This is a genomic window from Xenorhabdus kozodoii (assembly GCF_002632875.1).
In the GTDB taxonomy this organism is placed as follows: domain Bacteria; phylum Pseudomonadota; class Gammaproteobacteria; order Enterobacterales; family Enterobacteriaceae; genus Xenorhabdus; species Xenorhabdus kozodoii.
This window is the reverse complement of the sequence record NZ_NJCX01000007.1, coordinates 54,138-61,434: the sequence shown is the minus strand read 5'-3', so window position 1 is coordinate 61,434 and position 7,297 is coordinate 54,138. Positions and strand designations below refer to the sequence as shown.

At 42.6% G+C, this 7,297-nt stretch carries 6 protein-coding genes and 1 rRNA gene (1 of these 7 running past the window's edge); 1 reads left to right on the top strand and 6 read right to left on the bottom strand.

Annotated features, from left to right (window positions below; genetic code table 11):
* Positions 1-44 (bottom strand): 23S ribosomal RNA (locus Xkoz_RS26530); it reaches 2,937 nt to the left of the window's first position.
* A gap of 313 nt (positions 45-357) precedes the next feature.
* Between Xkoz_RS26530 and mdtD the strand changes: the two genes are divergently transcribed.
* Positions 358-1,743: a multidrug transporter subunit MdtD gene (gene mdtD / locus Xkoz_RS06060; RefSeq protein WP_099141324.1), complete on the top strand. Its 1,386-nt coding sequence runs from the start codon at positions 358-360 to the stop codon at positions 1,741-1,743.
* A 5-nt stretch (positions 1,744-1,748) separates the two neighbouring features.
* Here mdtD and rbsR read toward each other — a convergent pair whose 3' ends face one another.
* From rbsR to rbsA, 5 genes are all read right to left on the bottom strand, one after another.
* Positions 1,749-2,750 carry a ribose operon transcriptional repressor RbsR gene (gene rbsR, locus Xkoz_RS06055; protein ID WP_099141323.1) on the bottom strand — a complete coding sequence of 334 codons (1,002 nt, stop codon included), beginning with the start codon at positions 2,748-2,750 and terminating at the stop codon, positions 1,749-1,751.
* Positions 2,751-2,753: 3 nt separating this feature from the next.
* Complete coding sequence (rbsK, locus tag Xkoz_RS06050; RefSeq protein WP_099141322.1) at positions 2,754-3,683, bottom strand: ribokinase; 930 nt, start codon at positions 3,681-3,683, stop codon at positions 2,754-2,756.
* A 77-nt stretch (positions 3,684-3,760) separates the two neighbouring features.
* Entirely contained in the window at positions 3,761-4,651 is an 891-nt protein-coding gene (rbsB, locus tag Xkoz_RS06045) for a ribose ABC transporter substrate-binding protein RbsB (RefSeq protein ID WP_099141321.1), read from the bottom strand.
* A 28-nt stretch (positions 4,652-4,679) separates the two neighbouring features.
* Positions 4,680-5,651: a ribose ABC transporter permease gene (gene rbsC, locus Xkoz_RS06040; protein WP_099141411.1), complete on the bottom strand. Its 972-nt coding sequence runs from the start codon at positions 5,649-5,651 to the stop codon at positions 4,680-4,682.
* Between the two features lie 66 nt (positions 5,652-5,717).
* On the bottom strand, positions 5,718-7,214 hold the full coding sequence (rbsA, locus tag Xkoz_RS06035; protein ID WP_244183414.1) for a ribose ABC transporter ATP-binding protein RbsA: 1,497 nt from the start codon (positions 7,212-7,214) through the stop codon (positions 5,718-5,720).
* Positions 7,215-7,297: the final 83 nt, after the last annotated feature.

Sequence of the window (7,297 nt, the reverse complement as noted above, 5' to 3'; positions counted from 1 at the left end):
TCGCTTTCTTCCGGCTGTCCGCCGCGGCCTGTTTCAGCTCGTCGTCGGTCAGTGGTGGCGCATTATAGGGAGTTTTTCGGCGCTGACAATAGTTTTTTTTCAATTTTTTCCTGTTCGTGGTTTTTTTCAACAAAAATAGCAATTATGTGTTTTTTTTTACCCTAAAATTGATGAATTAGGCAACACTTCTTGCAGTAATGTTTCACACGCAATAATTGTCGTTCAATTGCCGACGACAACTCAATTGGCCTTAAAGAAGGTTATTGATTTATTAATAACCAAGAAATGGTTTGAATTTGATATAGTAAGATATTATGTACTCACTCATTACCATTAAAAAAATAAACGGGATATCTAATGGTCAAATCCGCACGTAGTATGTCGGGATTGCCTTGGATTGCGGCGATAGCTTTTTTTATGCAGTCTTTAGATGCCACAATTCTTAACACCGCACTACCGTCGATTGCAAAAAGCCTTAATCACTCTCCATTGGCAATGCAGCCCGCCATTGTCAGCTACACCTTAACTGTCGCGATGCTGATTCCTGTAAGCGGTTGGCTCGCTGATAGATTCGGCACTCGTACGGTATTCATTTATGCTGTTTTTTTCTTTTCTTTAGGATCGTTGGCTTGTGCACTATCACACAATCTCTCTTTCTTAGTTGTATCCAGAGTTATTCAAGGTGTAGGTGGAGCCATGATGATGCCTGTTGCTCGCCTGACTTTGCTAAGAACCTATCCACGTAGTGAACTGTTACCTATTTTGAACTTTGTCACCATGCCAGGGTTACTTGGCCCAATTCTAGGTCCAATGCTTGGTGGATTGTTAGTAACCTATGCGACATGGCATTGGATTTTCATCATCAATATCCCCATTGGATTATTAGGAATCATTTACGCCAGAAGAAACATGCCCAATTTAACTATGCCCAAATGCCCTTTCGATTTTCTGGGATTCATATTGTTTAGCGCGGGCTTGGTAATGATTTCAGTCAGTTTTGATTTATTTGGCGATCACTCATTCTCTGGTTATATTCCCCTCACTTTATTTTCTAGTGGCATCATCATGATAGTGGGGTATATCCTCCATGCGAAAAGGCACACCAATCCCCTCATTAACCTTCAGTTGTTCCAGACACGTACATTTTCTATTGGTATTGCCGGCAATATTGCAACCCGATTAGGTACTGGCTCACTTTCATTTATTATTCCTTTAATGCTACAAGTGGGGTTTGGTTTTTCAGCAGTACTCGCTGGTGTCATGATGGCACCCAATGCTGTTGGTTCAATTTTAGCCAAGTCTTTTGTCACCAAGATACTGACCCGCTTTGGATATCGAAACACACTCATTTGGGTCACGATTATTATTGGTGTCATGATTTCACAATTTTCGCTACAGACACCGGAACTCCCCATCGTATTTTTGATAGTTTCGCTTTTTATACTGGGAATAGTCATGTCCACACAGTTCACCGCAATGAATACCATCACTTTAGGTGATCTGAATGACAGTAATGCAAGTGCCGGTAACAGCCTATTAGCGGTAACTCAGCAGTTATCCATCAGTTTTGGGGTGACTGTCAGTGCAGCCGTGCTACGGTTTTATGAGTCAATGGAATATGGCTCAGCCGTAAGCCATTTCCACTATACTTTGATTACGATAGGAGTAATTACCTTAATATCTTCTACTGTTTTTCTATTCTTAAATAAAAAAGATGGCAACAACTTAATTAAGAAAAAATAAATCGGTTAACGGCTGGCTACAGAACTTCGTTCGATCAATTTAGGTGTCAATATCAGTTGATTTGGTCCACTTTCTGGATTGTCCATTCGATAAAGCAGGCTATCAATCGCTAGCTTACTCAATTCATCTTTTGGTTGATGAATAGTTGTCAACGGAGGGAGCAGATAAGGTGCGATTGCAATATCGTCATATCCGATGATAGAGATATCATCCGGCACAGAAAGCCCTTGCTGATACAAGGCTTGATAAGCACCAATCGCCATAGCATCATTACCCGCGAATAGGGCTTCCGGTGGTTCAGGTAACTGGAGAAGTTGTTTCATTGATGACAATCCACCAGCAAATTCAAAATCACTGTAGATCTCATATCCAGCGGGAATTTCCAGCCTAGCATCTTGCATTGCTTTTCGATATCCAGCCAAACGCTGACGGGCAGGGGTCTTATCCCGTGGGCCAGTAATACAGGCTATTTTGCGAAAACCTCGACTGATCAGGTAATTGGTGGCCATTTCTCCCCCTTGCAGGGAGTTATCTTTGATAATGTCATTGTAGGTATCAAAAGGAGACCAATCCATGATTACCATCGGCACTAATGGATAGCAACGAAGGGCATCACTGGATAGCTTCTGGGTTTCTGAACACATGATTAACAGGCCATCAACGCGCTTTTGCAACAAGGTTTCCATACTACTAAGCATACGGGTAACACTACCCGCAGTATTACACAGAATTAAACTATATCCCCGTTCGTAACAATTGCTTTCGACACTTCTGACAATTTCTGAATAAAAGGAGTTATCACTGGCGGTAACCAACATACCAATGGTTTTGGTTTTCTTGACCTTCAAGCTCCTTGCCAAAGCAGACGGCGCATAATTCAATTCCTCAATCGCTGCATTGATTTTCGCTTTCACATTTTCACTGACATAACGATTGCCATTAATCACATGAGAAACTGTTGATGTTGATACGCCCGCCAAACGGGCAACATCTTTCATGGTAGCCACGGGTTAATCCTGTTCAGAGAGAAATACATCAATTTCATTACGCCACGGAACCGCAGGTTGCGCTCCTTGACGTGTGACTGCAATCGCAGCCGCAGCATGAGCAAAACGGATTGCCGATAACATCTCTTTTCCTTCCAGCAATCCGGTTACCAAGGCGCCATTGAATGTATCCCCAGCAGCAATTGTGTCGATCGCTTTGACTTTAAACCCAGGGACAATTTTTCCTTTCTTACCCTTCTCACTCAACCATACCCCTCGACTACCCAATGTGATGATAACCGTTTCTATGCCCTTATCATGTAAGGCCTGAGCGGCTTTTTCCGCGCTAATATCATCTCTTACGGCAATGCCGGTCAAGTATTCGGCTTCAGTCTCATTCGGCGTGATGATATCCACCAGCGAAAGGAGCTGATCTGAGATTTTCTGTGCGGGTGCGGGATTCAAGATCACTTTGACACGATGTTTCTTGGCGGTTTCAGCAGCAAGTTGTACTGTTTCCAATGGCGTTTCGAGCTGCAATAGCAATGCATCAGCTTCTTTGACAATCTGGTCATGACGAAGGAAATAATCGGGAGTTAGCCTCCCATTCGCCCCGGCATTAATGCCAATCACATTTTCCCCCTGCCGATTGACAAAAATCAGAGCAACGCCTGTTGCTTCCCCTTCGATAACCCCAATTGAGGAGGTATTGATATTATCTTTCGTCAACTGTTGGCAAACACGTATGCCAACATCATCCTGGCCAACGCAAGCAATAAATGTAATGTTAGCACCACAACGACCCGCAGCAACGGCCTGATTTGCACCCTTTCCTCCAAATGCAACCTTATATTGTTTTCCTTTCACTGTTTCCCCTGGCTGAGGAAAAAATTCGAGGTTCAATATGTGATCCGCATTGATGCTACCCATCACCACAAGTTTTGCCATGTTCATTACATTTATTCCTGCTCAGCTACTCCTGCCCAGCAATAATGCAACTACCGGTCTTGATAGCTGCATCACCACACTAATTATTTTTTGATAACTAATTCCAACTCCACTGGAATAGTGGCATCCACTTTTTCACCTTTTAGAACCTTATCGGCGGTTTGTACGCCAATGATGCCAATCTGGTCTGGGCGCTGTGCAATTGTGGCACCTAATTTACCACTTTGTACGGCCTTAATACCCTCATCTGTACCATCAAATCCAACAACCAGCACATCTTCTCTACCCGCCGTTTGCAATGCTCGCAATGCACCAAGCGCCATTTCATCATTTTGAGCGAAAACGGCTTGTACTGACGGATGAGCTGTCAGCAAGTTTTGCATGACATTCATCCCTTTTGTGCGATCAAAATCAGCAGACTGACTCGCCAACATATTGAATTTGTGTTTTTGGGCTGCCTGACCAAAACCTTCACCACGTTCACGTGCACCTGAAGTTCCTGGAATACCTTCTAATTGAATAACCTTGATATTATTACCTAATTTTCTAGCGATAAAATCAGCAGCCATTTTGGCGCCTAAACGGCTGTCAGAAGCAATATGACTGATAACATTACCTTTATTCGCTATACGATCCAGTGTAATCACAGGAATATTCGCTTTATTTGCCATGCTGACTGCATTACCAACGGCATCTGAATCCGTCGGATTAATCAACATCAATTTAGTACCACGAACCGTCAAATCTTGAACATTGGCCAACTCTTTTGCTGGATTATCTTGTGAATCAAGTACAATCAAGTTATATCCCAGCTTATCAGCCTCTTTTTGTGCACTATCTTTCATTGTGACAAAGAAGGGGTTATTCAAGGTTGAAATAACCAATGCAATACTATCTTTCGCCAGTGCATTAACACTTATAGTGGCACTCAATGCCATGGCGGAGAAAATAGTTGCCAGCTTTTTCATTTTCATATTATTTTTTCCTGTAGGGTGGGGAAGGTTATTTACTGCTTTTGTTATCAACCAAGACAGCCAACAAAATAACAACTGCCTTGACTATCATCTGGTAATTGGAAGAAATACCTAATAAGTTCAATCCATTGTTTAAAAAGCCTAAAATCAGTGCACCAATCAGCGTGCCAATAATCCGTCCCTTACCTCCTGCCAGACTGGTTCCTCCCAGTACAACGGCAGCAATAGCATCTAACTCATAACCACTCCCTGCCATTGGTTGAGCAGAAGATAATCGGGCAACTTCGATAATACTGGCCAGTGCAGCCAACAGGCCACATAAGGAATAAACGATTATTTTTATTTTATCAACGTTAATACCTGATAAACGTGTTGCAAGTTCATTTCCACCTAAAGCGTAAATATAACGACCAAGACGCGTATGGTAGAGGATGAACCATGCAACAGCAAAAGTAAGCAACATAATCCACACTGGAGCCGGTATTCCCAATAGACGGCCGATACCGAACCAGCCAAATAGATCCGCATTATCACTGAAACCGGTATTAATTGGACTCCCGTCGGTATAAACCCTGGTCACTCCGCGCAGTAATAACATCATCACCAATGTCGCAATAAAAGCCTGAACCTTGCCTTTTGCAACAATCACACCAGTACAGGCACCAATTGCAGCCCCCAATGCTAACGTCCCAGCAACAGCGACTAAGGCATTAATATCTGCTCCTACCATTGACGCTGCAACAGCACCTGTCAAAGCCAGCAAGGAGCCAACAGATAGATCAATTCCCGATGTCAGGATAACCAACGTCATTCCCACTGCCACAATAGCGTTGACAGAAGTTTGCTGGAGAATGTTGAACAGGTTATTTAATGTGAAAAAATTGGAACTAAGAGAGGAAACAACAGCAATCAAAAATAGGAGCGCAATAAGTGATTTCTGCTCCATCAACCATGTTTTCGTAAACCAACGTCGGGAAGCGGGCGCCGCACTAAAATTCATATCCATTATCCTTACCATTGCACCGTTTTTGTTTGTTGATAGATTATGTTCCTGTGGATTGTGTACCTATAGATTGTGTTGCTTACCAACAGCCGCAGCCATCAACGCTTCCTGAGAAACGCTATTTGCATTGAACTCCCCACTGATACTACCTTCATGCATAACCAGAATACGGTCACTCATTCCCATTATTTCAGGCATTTCAGAAGAAACCAAAATAATGCTTAAGCCCTCTTTTTTAAACTGATTGATAAGCTGGTAGATTTCCTTTTTAGCCCCAACATCTACACCACGGGTTGGTTCATCAAGGATCAAAACCTTTGGACGAGTCATCAATCCACGGGCAATCGCAACTTTCTGCTGATTACCACCGGAAAGCAGGCTTATAGTTTGTTCCATTGAGGGGGTTTTTATATTGAATAACTTAATGAAATCGACAACGGATTTTTGTTCTGCATAGTGATGCAAAAGACAAAAATTTCGGCTGAAATAACGTAATGCGGTTAGGGACATATTCTCTTTGACCGACATTCCCAAAACTAATCCATCACGCTTCCGGTCTTCCGAAATATAGACAATGCCATTAGTTAGCCCATCCTGCGGGCTTCGGATAGTCAGAGGTTTTCCATCCAGCAAGATCTGACCTTCAATTTTTGGTAAAGCTCCGTAAATCACCTTCATCAGTTCAGTACGACCGGCGCCCATTAACCCTGAAATTCCTAGTATTTCTCCGCTAAACAGGGAAAAACTGACATTTTTGATCCCAGAACCAGACAGGTTTTTAATTTCTAACCGCTTTTTACCACGCGGTAGAACCAAGCGAGGATATTGCTCACCAAGCTTGCGCCCTACCATCATTTCGATCAATCGCTCTTCATCCAAAGTATTAATGGATTGTTCACCAATAAATTGCCCATCACGCAATATCGTCACATCATCACAAATTTTAAAAAGCTCTTTCAAGCGATGAGAAATATAAACAATGCCACATCCTTGCGCTTTTAATTCCCGTATGACATGAAATAAGGATTCAGTTTCGGTATCAGTCAAGGAATCTGTAGGTTCATCCATAATGATGACTTTGGATTGAAAACTCAGCACCTTGGCGATTTCGACCATTTGCTGCTCACCAATGGACAATTCAGAAACAAGCCGATGGCTGCTGTAGCGGATATTTAGACGCTTTAGCAAATTATCAGCTTCTTCATACATTTTTTTCCAGTTGATGACGCCCAGTTTATTGACGAATTCACGCCCCAAAAAAATGTTTTCAGCAATCGTTAATTGAGAGATAAGGTTTAGCTCTTGATGAATAATGCCAATACCAGATCCCTGAGAGGATTTGGGACCAGAGAAAGCCACATCCTGTCCAAGATAGCGGATCGTGCCAGCATCTTTTGTATAAATGCCGGTCAAGACTTTCATCATCGTAGATTTGCCGGCACCATTTTCGCCGACCAATGCCATCACTTTTCCGGAATAAACGCGTAGTGCGGCTCCTGACAATGCTTTTACTCCAGGAAAAGCTTTATCGATCCCCTTTAATTCCAGTAATGGCTCCATAGTAACCTCAGAAAATTTCAGCGGCCAAAATGGCCACTTCAACTTGTACTTCCTAAACAATAACATCAAAAACAGATAACAGA

Bases quoted from the DNA above. Each gene is read 5' to 3' on its own strand.
- mdtD (WP_099141324.1), top strand. From the start codon at position 358: ATGGTCAAATCCGCACGTAGTATGTCGGGATTGCCTTGGATTGCGGCG.
- rbsK (WP_099141322.1), bottom strand. From the start codon at position 3,683: ATGAACATGGCAAAACTTGTGGTGATGGGTAGCATCAATGCGGATCAC.
- rbsB (WP_099141321.1), bottom strand. From the start codon at position 4,651: ATGAAAATGAAAAAGCTGGCAACTATTTTCTCCGCCATGGCATTGAGT.
- rbsC (WP_099141411.1), bottom strand. From the start codon at position 5,651: ATGAATTTTAGTGCGGCGCCCGCTTCCCGACGTTGGTTTACGAAAACA.
- rbsA (WP_244183414.1), bottom strand. From the start codon at position 7,214: ATGGAGCCATTACTGGAATTAAAGGGGATCGATAAAGCTTTTCCTGGA.